We start from the raw sequence: 23,012 nt of genomic DNA on the forward strand, positions 1-23,012 counted from the left end.
CACTTCGGCACCGACGTACAGCTCGCCGGCCACGCCGACCGGTGCTCTTTGCAGGCACCCGTCCAGCACCAGCAGGCGCGCGCTGGAAGCCGGCCGCCCGATGGGCGGCAGCCCCTCGCCATCGCCGGACGTGATGCCGAACTCGCTGACCACGTGGGTTTCAGTGGGGCCGTACTGATTGACGAGCCTGCATTGCGGTTCGCGCCGCAACCAGGCCATCAGGGCCGGCGTGAGCTTGAGCTGCTCGCCGGCGGTGACGACCTCCCGCAGGGCCGGCAAGCGCGAGCCTTGGGCCAACGAGGCTTCGGCAAGATGCTGCAGCACGGAGAAGGTCAGGAACACGCGCTCCACGGCCTGCTCACGCATCAGCGCCTCGAGTTCCACCAGATCGAGCCGCTGCGCCTCCGAGCTCTGCACCAGGCAGCCACCCGAGGCCAGGCCGCTGAGCATTTCCTGGAAGGCGACATCGAAACAAGGCGATGCATACAACAGGGTGCGGCATGGCCCCGGCGTGCGCTCCAGCTGCCAGGCGATCAGCCGCGCCACCGCTTCGTGCCGCATCGCCACGCCCTTGGGGCGTCCGGTGGAGCCCGAGGTGTACAGCACATAAGCCAGGTGGTCTCCATGGATCGGCACGACAGGATCGGCCTGCGATTCAGCGCTCACGTCGCAGGCGTCGAAGGACAGCAGGCTCACCCCCGCCCGAGCCGGAATCCGGGCCGCAAGGGCATCACGCGTCAGCACCCAGGCCACGCCGCTGTCCTCCACCATGTAGGCAAGGCGATCGGACGGGAATGACGGGTCCAGCGGTACATAGGCCGCGCCCGCCTTCAACACCGCCAGCAGTCCGACCACCGTCTCGACGGAGCGGTCGACCGCGATCGCCACCCGATCCTCGGGGCCGATGCCGAGCCGGATCAGGCGATGCGCCCATTGGTTGGCCAGCCGGTTCAAGGCGGCATGGCTCAATTGGCGCTCGCCGACGACCAGGGCCGGTGCCTCGGGGTGCGCCCGTGCCTGCCGCTCGACCAGCCGATGCACGGGCTCGCACGAGCGCGCCGCAAAGTCGCCCTGCTCGAAGCGCGCCAGTCCGGCCAGTGCGGCGGGATCGATCAACGGCAGTTGCGCCAGGGGGCGGTCGTTGTCCTCGGCCAGTGCCAGCAGCAACGTATGCAATTGGCTCGCCAGCCGCTCGATCATGGACGCGTCGCACAGGTCCTGCGCATAGAGCCACTCCAGTTGCAACGTATCGCCCTGATGAATCAGCAGGCTCAAGGGGTAAGAGGTGTCCGCCTGTGTGCGCACGGGCCCGAACACCAGGCCACCCGGCGCCGCTTCTCGCAGCACCTGGTCGACCGGGTAGTTTTCGAACACCAGCAGGGTGTCGAACAGGCCCTGCCCCGCGCCGCCGGCCCAGGCCTGGATCTCGTGCAAGGGCGTGTGTTCGTGCTCGCGTGCCGCCACCTGGCTGGCCTGCAGTTCCCGCAGCCATGCGCCCACGCGCTGCCCGGGCCGCAGCGACGCCACCACGGGCAAGGTGTTGATGAACAAACCCAGCATCTGCTCGGCGCCGGGCAGCTCGGCCGGGCGTGTGGCCGCGGTGGCGCCGAACACCACCGTTCGCTGGCCCGTATGGCGCCCCAGCAGCAGCGCCCACGCCGCCTGCACCAGCGTGTTGAAGGTCACTCGCTCGCGCCGCGCGGCCTGTTGCAAGCGCAGCGTTGCCGGTGCATCGAGTTCGCTGCAATGGCGTGCCTTGCCGACGCCCGGGCGATCCGGGGGCCGCAACGCGGACAGCAGTCGCGTCGGCGCGTCCATGGTTCCCATGACCGCGCGCCAGTAGCGCTCGCCGGCCCGAGGGTCGCGTGCCCCCAGCCAGGCGATGTAGTCGCGATATCGCCCAGGCGCCTGCATCGGCGGTCGCCCTTCGTACCGGAGCAATACCTCGGCCATCAACTGCGCGGCGCTCCAGCCGTCGAGCAGGAGGTGATGGTGTGTCCAGATCAGGTGGTGGCGCTGTTCTCCGGTGCGAACCAGCAGCAACCGCATCAGCGGCGGCCGGGCCAGATCGAAGCCTTGCGCCATCTGCTCGAACGCCAATGCCTCCAGGGCGCCGCCAATGTCGGCGGACTCGCGCAGGTCCCGCTCGATCCAGGGCATCTCGGCGCGCGCCGTGACCCATTGCAACGGCGCCTCGCCGTGGACCAGGAAGCCGCTGCGCAGGATCTCGCTGCGCCGCAACGCAGCCTCCCACGCGGCGCGCAAACGCGACGGGTCGAGGCGCTCCACGTCCACCGCCAGCTGGTTGATGTAGCTGCCGTCCCGCGGCTCGAGCAGGCCGTGGAACAACATGCCTTGCTGCATGGGCGACAACGGATACAGGTCTTCCAGCTCGGCGATCGGCAGCGGCAAGGCATCGAGCTGCGCCTGGTCGAGTCCGGCCAGCGGGAGGTCCGAAGGCGTCACGCCGCGCACGCCCGCGGTGGCGTGCGCGATCAGCGCGACGAGCTCCTCTTCGAAGCGCTTCACCCACCCCTGCACTTCCTGCCGGGCATGCCTGGCGCGGCTGTAGCTCACGGAAAGACGCAGTTCGCCGTCGGCCACCTGAGCGTTGACCGTGAACTCGTGCATGAGCGGCGCGGCCTCGTCCATCGCCGCGCCGGCACTTTCGTCGGCCAGCCGCCAGGGCGAGTGCGCGTCAAAGCCGTTGTCGACCTGGCCAAGGTAGTTGAAGACGAGATGCGGCTTCGGCAGCGCGCGCAAGGCGCCCTGTTGTGCCTCATTGCCCAGGTACTTCAATGCGCCGTAGCCGAATCCCTTGAACGGAATACGACGCAGGCTTTCCTTGACCCGCTTGAGCGCCTCGCCCGGCGCCCCCAGAGGATCGAGCAGCACCGGGAACAGGCTGGTGAACCACCCCGTGGTGCGCGACAGGTCGACGCCGCCGCGCAAGTCTTCGCGGCCGTGCCCCTCCACCATGATCTGCAGTCGCTCGTGGCCGCTCCAGGCGCACAGCGCCCGGCCAAGGGCCGTCAGCAACACATCGTTGACCTGCGTGCGGTAGGCCGCCGGAACCTCCTTGAGCAGTGCATGCGTCCTGGCCTTGTCGAGACGCAACTCGACGCCTGCGCGCTCGGCCTGCGTGCTCACGCCTTCCGGATGCGCGCAAGGCAGCGCGACCGGTGCGTCGGCCAGCGCGCGCCAGAAGGCCAACTCTTCGTCGCCGGCTGCGGCATGGGCCTGCAAAGCCAGCGCCCAGTCCTTCACGCTTGCTGTCCTGGCTGGCAACACGATGCGCTCGCCCGCTCGCTGCCGGGCATAGGCGTGCGCCAGGTCTTCGATCAGGATGCGCCACGACACACCGTCGACCACCAGGTGATGCGCCGCGAGCAGCAAGCGCCGGCTGCCGTCGCCCAGCTCGATCGCCAGCGCGCGCAGCAGCGGGCCCCGCTCCAGGTCCAGACTGCGCTGGGCTTCGTCGCACAGGGCCTCGACCTCTGCTTCATCCTTCGCCTTGCGCACCCACAGCAGCGCCTGCCGCCAGTTCGCGGGCAACGGCTCGTAGGCCTGTTGCCAGGCACCTGCGGCGTCCTGGCGAAAGCGCAGCCGAAAACCGTCATGGTGTTCCACCACGGCCACCAGCGCACTTTCGAGCGCAGGCAAATCCAAAGGCTCCCGGCTAAGCAACAGCAAGGCCTGATTCCAGTGATGGCGACGCGGCATTCCGGTCTCGAAGAATTCAGCCTGGAACGGCAGCAGCGGGACCGCACCGACGCTTGCGCCGCGCTCGTCCCCCGCCGTTGCCGCCGCGTCCACGGCCTCGGCCACCTCCGCGAGTTCCGCGATGGTCTGGCGATCGAACATCTGACGCGGCGTCAGCTTCCAACCCGCCGCGCGCAAGCGCGCCACGATCTGCAGGCTCAGAATGGAATCCCCACCGAGGGCGAAGAAGTTGTCTCGTCGCCCCACCTGCGGCACACGCAACAGCTCGGCCCAGATCGCGGCCAGCGCCTGTTCCACCGCAGTGGACGGCGCCTCGTAGACCTCGGTCGCAACCGAGTCGGGCTGCGGCAACGCCTTGCGATCGACCTTGCCGTTGGCGTTCAGCGGCAGCGTGTCCAGCGCCATGACGATGCCGGGAACCATGTATTCCGGCAGGCTTGCATGAAGGCGTGTCTTCAATGCCGCGGTGTCGAGCTGCTGGCCTGCATGCGGCGAGACGTAGCCCACCAGCCGCGCGCCACCGGGGCCCTGCTCGGCCACCACCACCGCCTCGCGCACCTCGGACTGTGCGAGCAGTTGCGCCTCGATCTCGCCCAGCTCGATGCGGAAGCCCCGGATCTTGACCTGGTGGTCGATGCGCCCGAGGTATTCGAGCTGCCCGTCTTCTCGCCAGCGCACGAGGTCGCCCGTGCGGTACAGCCGCTCGCCCATGTCGCTGAACGGATCGGCCACGAAACGCTCAGATGTGAGCCCGTTCTTGCCAAGGTAGCCGCGCGCCAGCCCGATGCCGCCCAGGTACAGCTCGCCGGGCAGTCCTTGCGCCGAGAGATTCAGCCCGTCGTCCAGCACATAGGTCTCGATGCCCGCGATCGGACGACCGATGGCCACGTGGTTGCGACCGTCTGCCTGGCACGTCCAGTGCGTCACGTCGATGGCCGCTTCGGTCGGGCCGTACAGGTTGTACAAACCCGCGCCGGGCAAGCGCTCGAACACCTTGGCTTGTGCCTCGGCAGGCAGCGCCTCCCCGCTGCACACGATGCGCTTCAGGCTTGTGCACGCCTCGACGCCTTCGTGCGCCACGAACGCCTGCAGCATCGACGGCACGAAGTGGATCGTGGTGACCTGGTGTTTGCGGATCAGGTCGACCAGCTTGCCCGGTTCCCGGTGGTCACCCGGCTGCGCCACCACCAGGCGCGCACCCTGCATCAGCGGCCAGAAGAACTCCCACACCGACACGTCGAAGCTGAACGGTGTCTTCTGCAGCACCGTGTCCGCCTCGCCCAGCGCATAGGCGTCCTGCATCCACGCCAGCCGGTTGAACAGCGAGCGGTGGCGGTTGGCCGCGCCCTTGGGCCGGCCGGTCGAGCCCGAGGTGTAGATCACGTAGGCCAGGTTGTCGCCATGCAGGGCCACATCGGGGTCGACGCTCGCGCCCGCCTCCAGGTCCAGCCGGTCGAGCTCGATCATGCGCACGCCGGCTTGAGCGGGAATGCCCGGTGCGATGTGGCTCTGCGTGAGCAGCAGCCCGACGCCGCTGTCCTCCAGCATGTAGGCGATGCGGTCCTTCGGATACTCGGGGTCGATCGGCACGTAGGCGCCGCCGGCCTTCAGGATCGCGAGCAGCCCCACCACCATCTCGATGCTGCGCTCGGCGGCAATGCCCACCTGGGTGTCGGGCCGCACGCCCAGTGCGATCAGCCGGTGCGCCAGCCGGTTGGCACGCGCTTCCAGCTGTGCATAGCTCAGGGAGACCTCGCCGAACACCAGCGCCACCGCGTCGGGTGTGCGCCGCGCCTGCTTTGCAAGCAGGCGATGCACGGGCTCGTCGTACGCGCGATGCGGCAGGTTCCGGCTCCAGTGCGCCAGTTGCGCACGCTCGTCTTCGCCGGTCAGCACCAGGTTGGCGAGCACGCAGTCGGGATCGGCCGCGAGCGTTTCCAGCACCCGCGTGTAGCTGTCGACCAGCCGCTGCGCGGTGCGCGCGTCGAACAGGTCGGTGTTGTATTCGAGCCGGCCGCGAACGCCCTGCGGGTCGATGTAGAAATCCAGCGACAGGTCGAACTTGGCGCCCGCGTCGTCGAACTCTTCCAGCTCGGCGCGCACGCCCTCGAAGTCGAGCGCCACTGCCGCGCCCGCCATCTGCACGCCGAACATCACCTCGAACAGCGGGCTGCGGGCCGGGTCGCGGCGGTCCTTGCGGCTTGCGAGCAGCACCTCGAACGGCAGGTCGGCGTGGTCGAGCGCGGCCAGTGCGTCGGCGCGGACCTGGCGGCACACCTGGCGCAGGCTCTGGCGCGGCGACAGGCGCGCGCGGAACACCTGCGTGGTGACGAAGAAGCCCAGCAGCTCGCTCACCTCATCGTGGTGCCGCCCGGCATTGGGCACGCCGACGGCGAAGTCGCCCTGGCCGCTGTAGCGCGCCAGCAGCACCTGCCAGGCCGCGAGCAATGCCACGAAGGGCGTGCATTTCTCGGCGCGGCAGAACTTCTGCACGGCCAGCGCGAGTGCCGGCGGCAGCGCGAAGCCGAGCGCGGTGCCGGCAAAGGTTTTCCGCGACGGGCGCGTGCGGTCGGTCGGCAGGTCGAGCGCGGGAACGTCGGGGCCGAGGTGGCGGTTCCAGTGGTCGAGCTGGCCCGCCAGCGCGCCGCCCTGCACGCTCGCGCGTTGCCACACGGCGTAGTCGGCGTACTGCACGGGCAACGGCGGCAGCGCGACCGCGCCGCTGCTGTGCAGCGCAAGCCGATAGGCCTCGGCCAGGTCGGCGGCAAGGATGGGGTTCGACCACGCGTCGGACACGATGTGATGCAGGCACACGGCCAGCACATGCCGGTCGTCGCCCAGCTTCACGAGCCGGGCAATCAGCGCGGGGGCGGTGGCCAGGTCGAACACGTGCGCGGCGGTGCGGCGCACGGCTTCGTCGAGCGGCTGCTTCTGCGCCTGCGCCGTCAATACCGACAGGTCGATGCGCTCCAGCGTGAATGGCGCTGCCGCCTGCACGCGCTGCATTGGCACGCCGCCCTGCTCGAAGAAGCTGGTGCGCAGCACGGCATGGCGCGCAATCAGCGCCTGGAACGCGCGCTCCAGCGCGTCCGCGTCGAGCGCGCCGCCCAGGCGGAACACGCGCGGCAGGTTGTAGGCCGTGAGGCCGGGCTCGAGCTTCTGCAAGAAGCACAGTTGCTCCTGCGCGAACGAGAGTGCCACGCGTCGCCGTCGGCCACGGTGCGCACGATCCCTGGTTGCATCTCGATGCTGCTCATGCGGTTTCGCTCGCTTCTTCCGGTTGCTGGATGGCCCGCGCCCTTTGCTCCAGTTCCGCTGCGTCTTCGCTGCCCTCGCGCAGCGCGGCGGCCAGCGCGGCCGCGTCGGGTGGTCGAACACCACGCCCGCCGCCACCTCGACCTGCAGCAGCTTGCGAATGCGCGCAACCAGCTTGATGACCTGCAGCGAATGGCCGCCGAGTTCGAAGAAATCGTCCTCGACGCTGACAGGCCCGCTGCCGAGCAGCGTCGCCATGCCATCCGCGAGCACGGCTTCGAGCGCACTGCGCGGTTCGATGCGGGCCTTGCGTTGTTCCGCAGCGGGAGCGATCGCGCTCAGCGCAAGGCGATCGATCTTTCCGTTCGGCAGGCGCGCGAATGCGTCGACCGCCGTGAAGCTGCCCGGCACCATGTGCGCGGGCAGCGCGGCGGCCAACTGCTCGCGCAGCGCACCGCTGTCGACCAGCGCCGCGTCGGCGACGAAGAACACCGACAGCGTCATCGCGCCCGCCGCGTCCAGCGTCGCCAGCACCACGGCCTGCCGCACGCCGGGCTGCGCGAGCAGCACCGCCTCGACCTCGGCCGGCTCGACGCGGAAGCCGTGGATCTTCACCTGATGGTCCGCGCGCCCCGCCAGGCGGATGCCGCCTTCGGCGCGCACATACGCCAGGTCGCCCGTGCGATACAGCCGCTCGCCCGGGTTGAACGGATCGGCCACGAACGCGTCGCCCGCCTCGCGGTTCAGGTAGCCGCGGCACAGCTGCGCGCCGCCGACATAGACCTCACCCAGCCCACCGGCCGGCACGAGGCGCAGCGCCGCGTCGAGCACGTGCACGCGGTTGTTCGCGAGCACCCGCGACAGCGGCAGTTGCTCGGGCACCTGTGCGCCCGCGGGCACGGCGTGGACCATCACGCCGACCGTGGTCTCGGTCGGCCCATAGTGGTTGTAGACGGCGCACTGCGGTGCGAGCCGCGCGATGCGCTCGACCAGTGCGCGCGGCGCGGCCTCGCCGCCCAGCACCAGCGTGCGCGGCAGTCGTGGCGACTCGCATTCGAGCAGCGCCTCCAGATGCGACGGCACGATCTTGATCGCGTCGATCTCGCGCCCGGCCATGAAGCGCGCGAAGGCTTCGGCGTCTTTCACCTCCTCGTCGGTTGCCACGACAAGGCATGCACCATGGAAGAAAGCACCGAACAGCGCGGTGTTGCCGAGATCGGCGACGACCGAGCTGGTGAGCGCCCAGCGACGGCAGGTGTCGAGCTTCATCGCGTCCGAGGCGGCGGCGACGTAGTTCAGCAACTGACCCTGCTCGATGGCGACACCCTTGGGCATGCCGGTGGAGCCGGAGGTGTAGAGCACGTAGGCAAGGTCCTGCAATGCGATCCGGTGGGCCGACGGTGTATCGGGCAAGCCGTCAAGTGCGGGCAACGCGGCATCGATCACGAGCGCCGCCCCGGCATCCGCCAGCACGGCGGCGCGGCGCGCCTCGGGCCATTCGGGCGCAAGCGGCAGATAGGCGGCGCCCACGCGCCACGCGGCGAACATCGCCACGGGCAGGTCGAGCGAGCGCGGCAGGTTGAGCGCGACGATGGCGCCCGGCTTCACGCCCTGTGCCGTGAGCCAGTGCGCGAGGCGGTTGATGCGGCTGTCGAGTCGCGGTAGCTCAGGCCCTGTGCGCCGGCTTCCAGCGCGGGCGCGTCGGGCATTTCCGCGGCCCAATGCGCGATGCGGTCGGCCACGGTCTGCGTGCCGATATCGATGCGTTGATCATTCTGCGCAAGCAGCAACGCGCGTTCGTGCGGGCCGACCAATGACAGCGTCGCGACGGGCGCATCAGGCTGCGCAACCACGGCATCGAGCAAAGTGAGCAACTGCAGCAGCAGACGCTCGACCGCCGCTTCGCTGTAGCGCGCCGCATCGGCATGCACCGAAAGCTCCGCCCCTTCTGTCTGCCACGCGACCTGCAACGCAAGTTCGAAGCAAGGCATCGGGCCGGGCAAGCCGACCAGGCGCCATTGCGGATCGGTGCCATGACGCAGCGGCGTCGCATGCGACGCGAAACCGACGACCGCGTGCGCGGAGAGCGGCGGCGCATCGACGGCCCAGTATTCCTGCACATCGACATGCGCCGCCAGGACGCCGTCGAGCCGGCCGATCCAGCTTGCGAAAGTCTCGTCGGCCGCCACGTCGATCACGACCGGCAGCACCTTGTCGAACAGGCCGACGGCGCCTTGCATTGGCTCGTAGTCGCGCCGGCAGTCGTGCTGCCAGCCACCGATGAAGCGGTCCGTGCCGTCGAGTCGCGCGAGCAGCAGCCACCACGCGCCTTGCAGCAGCGTCTCGGGTTGCACGCCGAGCGCTTCGGCGCGCGCGGCCACGCGGTGCACGAGCGCCGTATCGATGGCGCCGGGCACGCGATGCCGCGCCGCCTGCGGCTGAACGCGCTCCACGCGCGCTTGAAGGCGTGGCGGCGCGAGCGCAGCGGCATCGGCCGCCACGCGCTGCCAATAGGCACGCCCTTCGTCCGCGTCCTCGCCTTCGAGCAGGTCTTGCCGCCATTCGACGAAGCGCGCGTACTGGAAGATGTCCTCGGGGTCGAGGCTGCCCTCGCCCAGGTACGCCGCGGCGATCTGGTCGAACAGGTTCCGCAGGCTCTCGCGGTCCGCCATCAGCGCATTCACCGAGAGCGCCAGGGTGTGACGCGCATCGGCTGTGCGCACAAGGCCGGCGCTCACCAGTTCGCCGCGCTCCGCCGCCAGCGGCTCGCGGTTGAAGGCGTCGAGCCATGCGGCCAGCGCGCCTTCCGCCACCTGGGCCGATTGCCATTTTAGCGGCGGCATCTCGTCAAAATACTGCAGGCGCAGACCACGGTAGCCCGGCACCTGGCGAACGGCGGCGCACAGCGCACCGTGCGATTGCAGTACGCCCTCCACGGCGATACGCAGGCGCGCCGCATCCAGCGCGCCGTCAACGCCAACGAGCAGCAGTTGCCGTTCGGCACTCGCAGGCACCACGCGTTGTTCAGGGCTCAGCGGGAAGGTCGTTTCCATGGCATCGGTCATCGCGCTCATGCCCCCTGCTCGTCGGCCAGCTTCGCCTCGTTCGCAGCCGGCGCCGCGCCCTCGAGCGCCGCGCGGTCGAACATCGCGCCCATCGCCACCACGATCTTGCGCGGCCCTTCGTACGGGTCGCGCGCATGGGCCGCGAGCATGTTGTCGAGCATGACGATGTCGCCCTGCTGCCAGTCGAAGCGCACGGCGCACTCCTCGTACACGCGGCCGACCACGGCCATGGTCTCGTCGGCGATGGGCGAGCCGTCGCCGTACATCACGTGGCGCGGCAGGCGGTCGATGCCGCCCATGGCCAGCAGGTCTTCGCGCACCTGCGCTTCGAGGCAGGCCACGTGGTGCAGCTGGATCTGGTTGAAGAACACCTTCTCGCCGGTCAGCGGATGGCGGATCACGGCGGGGCAGCGCGTGCGCGTCTGCAGCGTGTCGCCGTCGAGCCAGCGCCACGCGATGCCGGCGGCGGCCAGGCGGCTTTCGACGTCTTCGCGGCGATCGGTCTTGTAGAAGTCCTGCCAGCTCACGTCCAGGCCCGGCGTGAAGGTGCGCACGTACAGCAGCGCCTTGCGCTCGAACTCGGCCACCATGTCGGCGGGCAGGCGGCGCAGCATCTCGCGGCAATCGACGATGGGCGTGGCGCCGCCCACGGGCGACGGCAGCTCGCAGAAGAACCACTGCTTGCGCGGCCAGCGGTCCAGGTGCGAGCTCTCGTTGTGGAACAGGATCATCTGCCGCTCGGGGTACGGCGTGGAGCGGTAGGTCTTCTTGCCGCCCTCCTTCTTCGGCAGGTCGCCGTAGCTGCCGTACAGCTCGGGCTCGATGGCCTCGGCAAAGGCCTCGAAGTCCTGCGGCGTCTTCAGGCCGAAGTTGCGGAACAGGATGCCGCCGTGCCTGGCCACGAGCATCTCGATGTAGTCGGCCTGGCTCCGGGCCCAGGCCACGGTGTCGAGGTCGTCGGTGGTGGCCTGCAGCACGATGGGGAATTCCGCGCCGGGCTTGAGGAACGAGGTCTGGACGACAGGGCGCGCGGCGGCGCGCGGCGCCTCGCGGCCGAGTGCGGCTTTACCTAACTTGTCCAGCTTGTCCAGCTTGCCGAGCTTGTCCAGCTTGCTCGCGGTGGTGCCGGGGCCGGTGGTCTTCGGGGTGGTCATGGTGATTCGCTCCTGCGTTTGCGTGGGGGCCGGCGCGCTCATGGCGTCGATGGCGCGGCCCGGTGTTGCGACGATCCGCTCCAGCAGCGCATGCCACGAAGCGGTGAACTTCTCGACGGTCTCTCGCCGGTACAGGTCCGTGGCGTACACCCACTCGACGGTGAGCGCGCCGGCCTGTTCCCTGGCGAACACCGCCAGGTCGAACTTGGATTCGTTCATCTGCTGGGGCAGCACTCGACCTCGGCGCCTTCGATGGCGAACCGGATCTCGGGTGTGTTCTGCAGGACGAAGAGCACCTGCACCAGCGGGTTGCGGTCGCGCGCGCGCTGCGCGCCCGACAGCTCGACGATCTGGTCGAAGGGCACGTCCTGGTGGTCCATGGCCGCGAGCGTTTCCTGCTTCGTCTTCGCGAGCCATTGGCGGAAGTCGGCCTGCCTGTCGGCCATGCGCGAGCGCACCGGCACCACGTTGACGAAGAAGCCGAGCAGTTGCTCCAGGTCCGGGTGGTCGCGGCCCGCCACGTCGGTGCCGATCACGATGTCGTCCGCGCCCGAGGCCTGGTGGAAGAACAGGAAGAACGACGACAGCAGCAGCGTGAACAGCGAGGTGTCCGACTCGCGCGCCAGCCGCGCGAGCGCGTCCGACAGCACCGGCGACAGCTCGAGCTGCACCGAGTCGCCCGCGTGCGAGGCCGTGGCCGGGCGCTGGTGGTCGGGCTTCAGGCTCGACACCTGCGGCGCCTGCCGCAGGTAGGTGCGCCAGAACCCGGCCTTGGGCGCGAACGCGGCCGAAGCCAGCGCGCGGTCGTACCACGCGGCGTAGTCGACGTACTGCACGGGCAGCGGCGCGAGCACCAGCGGCTGGCCGCGCAAGGCCCGCTCGTAGAACTCGCCGAGCTCGCGCGCGAACACCGCGATCGACCAACCGTCGAACACGATGTGATGCACCACGAGCACCAGCACATGCTCGCGCTCGCCCAGGCGCACCACGGTGGCCTTGATCAGCGGCCCCGCGTCCAGCGCGAAGGGCTGGCGCACGAGCTCGTCGAACAGCGCGGCGTAGCGACTGTCGCGTGCGGCCTTGTCGGCTTCGTCGATCTCGATGAGCGAAATGTCCAGGCGCATGCCGGCGCGGATCACCGCCACCGGCTCGCCGTCGTCGTCTTCGGCGAACACCGTGCGCAGCACCTCGTGCCGCGCCACGATGGCGTCGATGGCGGCGCGCAGCACCTCGACGTTCAGCGCGCCGTGCAGGGCCAGCCCGGCCGACATGTTGTAGGCCGCACGGCCCGTCACGTTGCCGGCGTCGGTGAGGCGATCGACCAGCCACAGGCGGCGCTGCATCGGCGACAGCGGCAGCGCGCCGGTGCGCGGCACGGGCGCGATGTCCATGGACGCGGCCTGCTCCGGCTCGGCAGCACCGCCGCTCGCGGCCATGTGCGCCATCAGCCCCGCGATGGTCGGCGCCTTGAAGAATTCGCTCGGGTGCAGCTCGGTCGCATAGGCCTTGCGAATGCGCGACAGCAACTGGATGGCCACGAGCGAGTCGCCGCCGAGTTCGAACAGGTTGTCGTCCATGCCGATGGGCGCGATGCCCAGGCGCTCGGTCCACAGCGCGGCCAGCGCGTTCGCCAGTTCGCCTTCGGGCGCGACGTAGGGCGTGTGCAGCGCGGGGCGCGGGTGGCTGTCGCCCTTGGCCTTGGGTTGCGCGTCGGCGGCATCGAGCATGTCGAGCATGCCGTTGTCGAGCGGGCCCAGGCGCTCGGCGAGGTCGGTGGTCGAGATCACGGTCTGCGGGCGCAGCGGGCCGTTGACGATGCGCTCGAAGGTGCGCGCGCCCTCGGGGCCGTCCATGCCGATGCCGTCCGGCACCACCATGTGCTCGGCCATGCCGAGGCCGCGCCACGCGTCCCAGTTGATCGAGAAGATCGGGCAGCCGCCGGTGCGCGCCTGCGCGACGGCCACGGCGTCGAGGTAGGCGTTGGCCGCGGCGTAGTCGCTCATGCCCAGGCCCCCGGCCACGCTGGAAATCGAGGAGCAGAGGTGGACGAAGTCGAGCGGCTGTCCGCGCACCGCGTCGAGCAGCGCGCGGGTGCCGCGCACCTTGGTCGCAAAGACGGTGTCGACCTGCGCGCGGGTGCGCTGGGCCATCATGCCGCCGCCCGCATCGCCGGCCGCATGGACGATGCCGTTCAGCGCACCGAAGCGTGCGTTCGCGAGCGCAAGGGCGGCCTGCAGTTGCACGGGGTCGGACACGTCGGCCGACACGGTCAGCACCTGGCCGCCCAGCGCTTCGAGTTCGATCAGCTGGCGCAGCCTGCGCTTCAATGCGTCGGGCTGACCTTCGGTCGCCCGTTCCGCCCACTCCGCGCGTTCCGGCATGGCGGTGCGGCCGAGCAGCACCAGCCTGGCTTGCCAGTGCTGCGCCAGGTGTTTGGCAATGGCCAGGCCGACGCCGCCGAGGCCGCCGGTGATCAGGTACACGCCCTGCTGCCGCAAGCGCGGTTGCGCAGCGGCCGGCAGCGGTGCCGGCTCGTAGGTCTTGGCCCAGCGGTGCGCGCCCCGGTAGGCCAGCAGCGGCTCGCCGGGTTCGCCGCGCAGCGCGGCGGCTTCGGCGGCGACCTGCTCGACCAGCAAGGTCTCGGCATCGCTTTCGGGCGCGGGCAGCATCACGTCGATCACGCGGCAATGCACGCGCGGGCACTCCTGCCCGATCACCTTGCCGATGCCCCACAGGGTGGCCTTCTCGGGGCACAGGTGCTCGGTGCCGCTGATGTCCTCGAGCTGGTTGGCGACGATGGTGAGCGGCAGCTTGCTCGCGCCGGCGGTCGCGGTGCGGGCGGTGTCGAGTGCCTGCACCAGCGCCAACAGGCTGAAGAAGCCGCGCTCCAGCAGCTCGGCTTGCGGCTGCACGGCCGGCACTTCGTCAAGGCCCCACAGGTGGTAAATGGCGGTGACGGCGCCGAGTTCGGTCTCGACTTCGCGCAGCAACTGCGCGTGGTCGGCCTGTTCGCCGGGCCGCAGCGTCCAGCCGTCGCGGCCGGTGCGCGTGAAGCTTGCGCCACGCCGGGCCACCGCCACGCCGCGGCCTTGCGCCCGCAGGTGACGCGCAAGGTGGCCGGTGAAGCTGCGGCTGTCACCGTACACGAGCACGCAGCCTGCATCCGTCGCGGCATTTGCAGTCGGCATCAGCGGCTCGATGCGCTTCCACGAAGGCACGTAGAACGCGCTGGACGGTGCCTTGCGCCCGGCCTTCGCCGACGACGCATCGGGTGCATCGACCCAGTAGCGGCGGCGCTGGAACGGATAGGCCGGCAGCGGCACGCGGCGGCGCGCCTGTCCGGCATGGCAGGCCGCCCAATCGATGTCCACGCCCCCGAGCCACAGGCCGGCGAGCGTCTGCGCGATCTGTTGCGCGTTGCGCGCGCGCTGCTGCGGATGCGCCTGGCTCGCGTACACGCCCGCGGCAGACGCGGCCATCGAATGCTGGCGCGCAAGGCCGGCCAGCGTTTCGCCGGGGCCGACTTCGAGCAGCACGCGTCCGGGCACGTCGAAGAGCGTGCGCAGGCCGTCCACGAACTGCACCGTGCCGCGCATGTGCTGCGCCCAGTAGGCCGGGCTCACCGCTTCTTGCGCCGTGATGAGCCGGCCGGTGACGTTGGAAACGAACGGAATCTTCGGCGCCTGCCTGGGCACCGAGGCGATGAGCTGTTCGAGCTGAGCGAGCAGCGGCTGCGTCATCGCCGAATGCGAGGCGATCGACACATGCAGCCGGCGCGGCAGGTGGCCCTGCTCGCGCAGCTTGTGCTCGGCGGCCTCAATGGCTTCGAGCGGGCCGGAGAGCACGCACAGTTGCTCGCCGTTGGCCGCGCCCAGGTCGCAGCCGTCGACCAGGAACGGCGCCAGCTCGGCCTGCGACAGCGGCACCGCCGTCATCGCGCCGGGCTGCATCGACTTGAGCAGCCGGCCGCGCAGGGCCGCCACGCGCAAGGCGTCTTCCAGCCGGAACACGCCCGCCAGGCAGGCCGCGACGTATTCGCCGAGGCTGTGGCCCAGCATCACGGTGGGGCGCACACCGCGCCGCATCCACCAATGCGCCATTGCATATTCGATGACGAAGAGCGCGGGCTGCGCGAAGGCGATGTCGAACAGCCGCGCGTCCGCTTCGGCTTCGGCTTCCGCGCCCGGCGCGGGGAACAGCAGTTCGCGCAGGTCGAGGCCGAGGTCGGCGCGTAGCAGTTCGCAGCAGCGGTCGACGTCCGCGCGGAACGGCTCGTCGGCCTGGTAGAGCGCGAGCCCCATGTTCGCGTGCTGCGTGCCGCCGCCGGGGAACAGGAAGGCCACTTCGGGCGGCTGCTCGGGCGCCGGCGCGGCCGCGAAGAGCACGCCCTCGCCCGAAGCCAGCAGGCGCGCGGCGGCCCGCGCGTCGTCGGCCACCAGGGCACAGCGATGCGCGAAGGCGCGGCGGCCCGTCTGCAGCGTGTGCGCGATGTCGGACAGCGCAACGCCGGGGTTCGCCTCGATGTGCGCGCCCAGCCGTTGCGTGGCCTGCCGCACCGCGTTGGCGCTCATGGCCGACAGCGGCAGCACTTGCCAGCCAGCGGCATCGGCTTGCGCGGCCACGGCCGGCGCCTCTTCGAGCACGACGTGCACGTTGGTGCCGCCGATGCCGAACGAGCTGACACCCGCGCGGCGCGGCGTGTCGCCCTTGGGCCAGGGCCGGGCCTCGGTGTTCACGTAGAACGGGCTGTTCGCGAAATCGATCTGCGGGTTCGGCTGCTCGAAGTGCAGGCTCGGCGGCAGCGTGCGGTGGCGCAGCGCCATCGCGGCCTTGATGAGCCCGGCCACGCCGGCGGCCGCGTCGAGGTGGCCGATGTTGGTCTTGACCGAACCGATGGCGCAGTAGCCCTTGCCATCCGCGGCGCCGAAGGCCTGCATCAGCGCGGCCATCTCGATCGGGTCGCCGAGCGTGGTGCCGGTGCCGTGCGCCTCCACATAGCCGATGCTGCGCGCCGGCACGTCGGCCACCATCTGCGCCGCGCGGATCGCGCTGGCTTGGCCTTGCACGCTGGGCGCGGTGAAGCCGATCTTGTCGGCGCCGTCGTTGTTGGCGGCCGAGCCCTTGATGACGGCGTGGATGGTGTCGCCGTCGCGCAGCGCTTCTTCGAGCCGCTTGAGCACGACGATGCCCGCGCCGCTGCCGATGACGGTGCCCGCGGCCTTGGCGTCGAAGGCGCGGCAGTGGCCGTCGGGCGAGAGGATCGCGCCGCTCTGGTAGCGGTAGCCGCCGTCCTGCAGCAGGTTCAGCCACACGCCGCCGGCCAGCGCCATGTCGCAGTCGTGGCTCAGCAGCGCCTGGCAGGCCATGTGCACCGCCACCAGCGAGGTCGAGCATTCGGTCTGCACGCTGACGGCCGGGCCGCGCAGGTCGAGCTTGTAGGACACGCGGGTGCACAGCGAGCCGGCGGAGTTGCCGCTCATCAGGCCCAGCATGTCGGCGATGCCGGTGCCCGCGTCGACGCCGAAGGCAGGCAGCAGGTGCCGCATCAGGTACAGGTTGGGGCCGTCGCCCGCGTACACGCCGACCGACGCGGCGGCCTTCTTCGCCTGCCAGCCCGCGTGCTCCAGCGCCTCCCACGCGCATTCGAGAAAGATGCGCTGCTGCGGGTCGAGGTGCTCGGCCTCGCGCGGCGAGTAGCCGAAGAAGCCGGCGTCGAACTGGTCGAAGCCCTCGAACATCACGCCGGCCTTCACATAGTCGGGGTCGGCCAGCGTGCGCTCGGGCACGCCGCGCGCGCGCAGTTCGTCGTCGCTGAACACGGTGACCGACTCGACGCCGTCGCGGATGTTGCGCCAGAAGGTGTCGACGTCGGGCGCGCCCGGAAAGCGGCCGGCCATGCCGACGATGGCGATCTCGATGCCCGTGAGTCCGGGCGGCGGTGTGTGGTCTTGCATCAGGGCGTTCTTTCGGTGGGACGGCGGCGTTGCAGCAGGGCCGCGCGCTGGCGTTGCGCGCGCGCCTGCTCGTCGTCGGTGTCCCCATGGGTGGCGGGCTGCCGCGCCGCGGCGGCGCCGCGCCCCTGTTCGATGCGGCGCGCGAGCGCGCCGACGGTCGGGAACTTGAAGAGGTCGACCACCGTGAGGCCCGGGTGCAGCCGTTCTTCCATCAGCCGGTGCATGCGGATCACCAGCAGCGAGTTGCCGCCGAGGTCGAAGAAGTTGTCGTGGCTGCCGACCTTCTCGACCTTGAGCAGCTCGGCCCAGATCGAGGCCAGCGTCTGTGCGACGTCGCCCTGCGGCGCTTCGTAGTCCTGGCGGCTGGCCACGACGGGCACGGGCAGCGCGCGACGGTCGACCTTGCCGCCGGTGGTGAGCGGAAAGCTGTCGAGCGCGACGATGGCCGAGGGCACCATGTAGTCGGGCAAGGCGCGGCCCAGTTCTTCCTTGAGCGCCTCGGTGTCGATACGCGCGGCGGGCGCGGGCGAGACATAGGCCACCAGCGCGGGGCCCGAGGCGCCGTCGTGCACGAGCACCAGCGCCTCGCGCACCGCCGCGTGCTCGCGCAGGCGTGCCTCGATCTCGCCGAGTTCGATGCGAAAGCCCCGGATCTTCACCTGATGGTCGAGGCGGCCCAGGTATTCGAGCTGGCCGCCGATGCCCCAGCGCACGAGGTCGCCGGTGCGGTAGAGCCTGCCGCCCGCCGCGTCGAACGGATCGGCGACGAAGCGATCGGCCGTCAGCGCCGCGCGGCCGAGGTAGCCGCGCGCGAGCCCCTCGCCGCCAAGGTAGAGCTCGCCGGGCACGCCCTGGGGCACGGGCTGCATGCCGGCGTCGAGCACATGGGCCGTGCGGCGGCCCACGGGGCGACCGATGGGCGCGTAGCCCTGCACGGCGTCGTCGTGCGACGCGTCACCGTGCCAGGCCGTGGGCGTGATGACGGCTTCGGTCGGGCCGTAGGCATTGACGATCTGTTCGGGCCGCAGCACGCGGCGGATCAGCGCGAGGTCTTCACCGGTCCAGGCCTCGCCGCCGAAGAGCGCCAGGCGCACGGCGTGCGCGAACGGCGCCTGCCCTTGCATCAGCTGGCGCGCGTAGGCGGGCGGCAGGTCGACCACGCTCACGCGGTGGCGCTGCAGCAAGGCGTCGAGTTCGCTGCCGAGCGAGCACCACTGCGACTGCACCACCAGCGCCGCGCCCGACACGAGCGGCAGCAGGCATTGCTCGACGGCCGCGTCGACATGCGGCAGCGCGAACTGCAGCGAGCGGTCTTCGGCGCGCATGCCGCAGGCATGGGCCATCGCCCGGATGTGCATGGCCAGCGCGCCGTGCGGCACGGCCACGCCCTTGGGCCGGCCCGTGGTGCCGGAGGTGTAGATCACGTAGGCCAGGTGGCTGTCGTGCAGCGCGGCATCGGGGTTGGTGGAGGGCTCGGCTTGCAGCGCTGCCTCGTCGAGCGCGACCCTTGCGATGCCGTCCGCTTCCAGCGTGCCGCGGCTGCCCGTGAGCAGCACCTTGGCGCCGCTGTCTTCCAGCAACTGCGAAATCCGTTGCGGGGGGTGGGACGGGTCCAGCGGCAAGTAGGTGCCACCGGCCTTGAGCACGCCGAGCAGTCCGGCCACACGGTCGGCCGCAGCCTCGATGGCGACCGCAACGGGCGTGTCCGGGGTCACGCCCTGGCGGATCAGCCGGTGCGCGAGGCGGTTGGCGCGCTGGTTCAGGGCTGCATAGCTGAGCTGCGTGTCGCCGTCGATCAGCGCGATGGCATCGGGGTTCGCGCGCGCCTGCGCTTCGAACAGGCGGTGCACGGGCTCCTGCCGGTGCGGGAACGACGACGGCCCCGTCGACCATTCGCGCAGTTGCGACTGCGCCGTGGCGTCGAGCCATTGCACGTCGCCCAGCGTCTGCGCGGGATCGGTCGCCAGCGCTTCGAGCAGCGCACGGTAGTGCGCCGCCATGCGTGCAATGGTGTCGGGCTCGAACAGCTCGGCCGCATAGGTGAACACCGCACCAATGCTGCCGTCGGCGCGCTCGCGGATGTCGAGCATCAGCTCGAACTGCGCGCCGCTGTCGGCGATGCGGTGCTCGCGCGCCTGCAGTCCCGGCATGGCCTGCAGCAGGCCCGCGTCTTCCTGCAAGTGATTGAACATCACCTGGAACAGCGGGCTGTGGCTCAGGCTGCGCTGCGGTTGCAGCGCCTCGACGAGTTGCTCGAACGGCAAGTCCTGATGGGCCTGCGCGCCGAGCGCGGCCTCGCGGGTCTGCGCCAGCAACTGGGCGAGTGGTGTGCGGCCATGCACCTCGGCGCGCAGCACCTGGGTGTTGACGAAGAAGCCGATGAGCCCCGCCGTCTCGGGGCGATGGCGGTTGGCCACCGGCACGCCGACGCGCACGTCCTGCTGCCCGGTGTAGCGGTGCAGCAGCGCCTGGAAGCCGGCGAGCAGCGCCATGAAGAGGGTCGCGCCGTGGGCTTGTGCGGTGGCGCGCAACCCGGAGGCCAGCGCCGCGTCGAGCGCGAAGGCGTGGCTGGCGGCGCGGTAGCTCGCGACCGCCTGGCGCGGGTGGTCCGTGGGCAGCGCGAGCACGGGGTGTTCGCCGCCGAGCTGGGTACGCCAGTAGGCGAGCTGTCGCTCGGCTTCGCCGGCGGCGAGCCAGTCGCGCTGCCAGAGGGCGTAGTCGGCGTACTGGATCGGCAGGGCCGCGAATGACGGCGACTCGCCCTTCGCATGCGCGGCGTAGGCAGCGCCGAGTTCGCCCACCAGCACCTGCATCGACGCGCCGTCGGACACGATGTGGTGCATGACGACCACGAGCAGGTGCCGCGCGTCCTCAACGCGGATCAACGCGGCGCGCAGCAGCGGGCCTTTGCCGAGGTCGAAAGGCTCGGCGTGGAACCGGCCCGCCTGCTCGGCCGCGACGGCTTCGCGAGCCGCTTCGGGCAGCGCGCGCAAATCGATCTGCCGCAGCGCGAGCGGCGACGCCGGCAAGATGCACTGGCCGACCGTGCCGTCCGCCGCCGCGCGGAACACGGTGCGCAGACTTTCATGGCGGGCAACCAGCGCGTCGAGCGCAGCGCCGAGCGCCGCCATATCGAGCGCACCCGCCAGATCCAGCGCCACGCTGACGTGGTACGCCGTGCTCTTCGCATCGAGCTGCCACAGGAACCACTGGCGCGCCTGCGCATGCGACAGCGCGAGCGGTGCCGCGCGACGTTCGACCGGCAGCACGGGGATCACGCTGCGCGGCTTGCGCTGGCCGGTGGCGAGCACGCGGCGCACTTCGGCGGCCAGCTCGCCCAGGCGCGGCTGCTCGAACAGCGCGCGCAGGGAAAACTCGATTTCCCACCGGTCGGCGATGCGCGCCGCCACCTGCGTCGCGGCCAGCGAGTTGCCGCCGTGAATGAAGAAATGGGCGTCGCGGGCCAGCGCGGGTTGGGTCTTGTGGCGCAGCACGTCACGCCATATCGAGGCGACGGCCTGCTCGACATCGTCCAGCGCCGCCGGCGCCGCCGGCGCCGCCGGCGCGGCGGGCGCCGCGGATGCGGCCGAGCCGCCTAGCACGAACGCACCGTGCGCATGCATTGCATAAGCGTCGGCCGTGCGGTCGATCCAGCCCTGGCGGCAGGCGCCGCGCTGCAGCTTGCCGCTGGTGGTCTTGGGCATGCCGCCGGGGTTCAGCAGCATGACGACGGACAGCGGCTCGCCGAACTGTTCGCTCACGGCGGCGCTGAGCGTCTCGACCAGCGCCTCGGGCCTGACCAGCTTCTGCACGCTGCGCGACACCTCGGCCGCAAGGCCGATGCCTTCGCCATCGGGGCCGTCGACCGCGAAGGCCGCCACGCGCCCCTTGCGCACCACGTCGACCTCGAGCTCGATCATCCGCTCGATGTCCTGCGGGTACAGGTTGTGGCCGCGCACGATGATCATGTCCTTGATGCGGCCGGCCACGTAGAGCTGGCCGTCATGCACGAAGCCGAGGTCGCCGGTGCGCAGCCAGCGGGCGCCGTCCTTCTCGACGAAGGTCTGGCGCGACACCTCGGGCTTGTTCCAGTAGCCGCCGCCGATGCTGGGCCCGGTGGCCCAGATCTCGCCGATGCCGCCGGGCTCGCGCACCGCCAGCGACGCGGGGTCGACGATGCGCACGGCATGGCCGGTGACGGAGCGGCCGCAGCCCACGAGCGTGGCGCCTTCCGCATCGACCTCGACGGTGCCGCGCGCCAGCGCCGGGCTCGAAAAGCTTTGCGCCACCATGCCGGCGCCGCGGTGCCCGCCGGTCACGAACAGCGTCGATTCGGCCAGCCCGTAGCAGGGGTACACCGCGCCGGCGGCAAAGCCCGCGGGCGCGAACTGCTTCTTGAATTCGCGCAGCGTGTCGGCGCGCACGGGCTCGGCGCCCGAGAACGCGAGCGCCCAGCTCGACAGGTCGAGCTTGTGCAACTGCGCTTCGGACACGCGGTCCAGGCACAGGCGGTAGGCGAAGTCGGGCCCGCCGCTGATGGTCGCGCGATGCCGCGAAATGGCTTCGAGCCAGCGCACCGGACGCTCGAGAAAATAGCGCGGCGACATCAGCACCACCGGTATGCCTCGGTGCAGCGGCTGCAACAGGCCGCCGATCAGGCCCATGTCGTGGTTCAGCGGCAGCCAGGTCGCGAAGATGTCGTCGGGCCCGACGGAAAGCCCCTCTTCGATGGCGCGCATGTTCGCCATCAGGTTGGCGTGCGTGAGCATCACGCCCTTGGGCGCGGAGGTAGAACCCGAGGTGTATTGCAGGAACGCGATGTCGCCGGCGTCGGGCGTGTGCGGCGTCCAGCGCCCGGCGTCTTCGGTGCCGATTTCGTCTACCGCGATCAGCGGCACGTCGGCAAACGCCTCGGCCACGCCGGCAATCGATGCCTTGATGGCGGCGTGGGTCAGCACGCAGCAGGCGCCCGCATCGGCCGCGATGCCCTCGAGCTTGCCCAGGTGGCGCTTGCGCGTGGACTCGGGCGGGAACACGGGCACGGCGATCAGGCCTGCATAAAGGCAGGCGAAGAAGCTCACGACGTAGTCGTCGCTGTTGTCCAGCATGATGAGCGCGCGCTCGCCGCGGCCGTACGACTGCTGCAGCCGCGCCGCAAGGCCGCGCACACGCGCGTCGAGCTGGCGGTAGGCAATGAGGGTGTCGACGGGCGCGCCGTCGCGGTCGGTCACGGCGATCAGCGCGACGTCTTCGGGCCGGCGCGCGGCCAGGTCGCGCAGGTGGCTCACGAAGTCCACGGGGTGCACAGCATTCACTTCGGTTCCTTGATTTGCCAGGCGAGCGCGGCGGCGTGGCCGGCCGGCATGGGCAGCGCCATCGCCTGGAAGCCGCGCCATTCGGGCACGGCGCAGTCGATGTCGATGCCGCCCTTCGCATCGGGATGAATGCCGATGCATTGCAGGTGTTCGGCCATGCCGATGCCGACGGCCTTGAGCACGGCCTCCTTGCCGACCCAGCGTCGGTAGAACGCATCGAGCGGATCGGCCGAGGCGCGCACTTCGCGGCATTCGCGCGCGGTGAAGGCCATGGAAAGAACGGGCTCGATGTCGAAGTTTTCGGTGCGTGCCTCGACGTCGATGCCCACATGCGTCACGCGCCCCGGATCGGCCAGCGCGATGAGCGCATGGCGCCGGCGTGCGACACGTTGAAAAGCGGCGGGTTTGGCGCATCGCCCGCCACGAAGAGCTTGCCGTGCGAGCCGGCCTCGAAGCGCACCCGCGCCGGATGGCAGCCGAGCCGGCCGGCCAGCAGGCGGCGCACGGCGGCGCGGGCCTGCATGAAGCGCGCGCGGTCGGCGCGCC

General features: G+C 70.6%; 6 protein-coding genes and 1 pseudogene. All 7 read right to left on the reverse strand.

Annotated elements, in window-relative coordinates:
• On the reverse strand, positions 1–8,586 hold an 8,586-nt coding region (locus tag BMG07_RS31510), incomplete at its 3' end, for a non-ribosomal peptide synthetase (RefSeq protein WP_307867143.1).
• Positions 8,583–10,052, reverse strand: a complete 1,470-nt coding sequence (locus tag BMG07_RS31515) for a condensation domain-containing protein (RefSeq protein ID WP_198087806.1) — start codon at positions 10,050–10,052, stop codon at positions 8,583–8,585. The genes BMG07_RS31510 and BMG07_RS31515, both read right to left, overlap by 4 nt.
• Positions 10,049–11,416: a TauD/TfdA family dioxygenase gene (locus BMG07_RS31520; RefSeq protein ID WP_198087807.1), complete on the reverse strand. Its 1,368-nt coding sequence runs from the start codon at positions 11,414–11,416 to the stop codon at positions 10,049–10,051. The genes BMG07_RS31515 and BMG07_RS31520 overlap by 4 nt, the downstream gene beginning before the upstream one ends.
• Positions 11,413–17,151 (reverse strand): type I polyketide synthase, encoded by a 5,739-nt coding sequence (locus BMG07_RS31525; protein ID WP_198087808.1) that lies wholly within the window; start codon positions 17,149–17,151, stop codon positions 11,413–11,415. Before BMG07_RS31525 ends, BMG07_RS31520 begins: the two co-directional genes overlap by 4 nt.
• Positions 17,151–22,466 (reverse strand): non-ribosomal peptide synthetase, encoded by a 5,316-nt coding sequence (locus tag BMG07_RS31530; protein WP_307867145.1) that lies wholly within the window; start codon positions 22,464–22,466, stop codon positions 17,151–17,153. The genes BMG07_RS31525 and BMG07_RS31530 overlap by 1 nt, the downstream gene beginning before the upstream one ends.
• Positions 22,463–22,804 carry a 4'-phosphopantetheinyl transferase superfamily protein gene (locus BMG07_RS31535; RefSeq protein WP_198087810.1) on the reverse strand — a complete coding sequence of 114 codons (342 nt, stop codon included), beginning with the start codon at positions 22,802–22,804 and terminating at the stop codon, positions 22,463–22,465. Before BMG07_RS31535 ends, BMG07_RS31530 begins: the two co-directional genes overlap by 4 nt.
• A pseudogene (locus BMG07_RS31540) lies at positions 22,801–23,012 on the reverse strand (hypothetical protein); the annotation flags it as partial. The pseudogene BMG07_RS31540 and the gene BMG07_RS31535, both read right to left, overlap by 4 nt.

It is taken from the genome of Variovorax sp. E3 (genome assembly GCF_016082275.1).
In the GTDB taxonomy this organism is placed as follows: domain Bacteria; phylum Pseudomonadota; class Gammaproteobacteria; order Burkholderiales; family Burkholderiaceae_C; genus Variovorax.

Excerpts from the sequence above, each read along its gene's own strand:
- BMG07_RS31515 (WP_198087806.1), bottom strand. The coding sequence starts at position 10,052 with ATGAGCGCGATGACCGATGCCATGGAAACGACCTTCCCGCTGAGCCCT.
- BMG07_RS31520 (WP_198087807.1), bottom strand. The coding sequence starts at position 11,416 with ATGAACGAATCCAAGTTCGACCTGGCGGTGTTCGCCAGGGAACAGGCC.
- BMG07_RS31525 (WP_198087808.1), bottom strand. The coding sequence starts at position 17,151 with ATGCAAGACCACACACCGCCGCCCGGACTCACGGGCATCGAGATCGCC.